This window comes from Erwinia sp. PME.40.26/001 (assembly GCF_055556675.1).
Genome location: NZ_JBVHNP010000035.1, coordinates 1 through 414, shown reverse-complemented (window position 1 = coordinate 414; position 414 = coordinate 1). Strand labels below are relative to the sequence as shown.

The window sequence follows — 414 nt, the reverse complement described above, 5'->3', positions numbered from 1 at the left end:
GTCGTTCGTCACCCGCAGCCGCACCCGTTCCCCCGCGACCAGTGCGTGCGCGCCGCGCAACGGGTTGTGCATGTCGAACTGGGTGCCGTTGAACCCCCAGTCGTAATTGGCCATGCTGCCGGTGAGGGTGAGGTCGAGGGTGCGGTCCACGTCACGACGGTCGAGGGTGACCTCGGGTGCGGCGAAGAGCATGCTCGCCACCGCGACGACGCGGCCTTCGCCCAGTTCGGCGATGTCCGCGTCCGGGGTGGGCGCCTGTCCGCTGCCGGTGCGGATGATGGCGAAGCCGCGTTCCCGCTTGCCTTCGGCCTCCGCCACCAGGGGGAACGCACCGTCGCCCAGGGTGACGATCACGTCGTAGCGTTCCCCCATTCCCACCAGGACGCTATCGGCAGCGACCGGGTCGACGGGGAA

1 pseudogene is annotated in these 414 nt (G+C 69.8%); it reads right to left on the bottom strand.

Annotated features, from left to right (window positions below):
- Positions 1 to 414, bottom strand: a pseudogene (locus ACZ3HG_RS23085) (hypothetical protein); the annotation flags it as partial.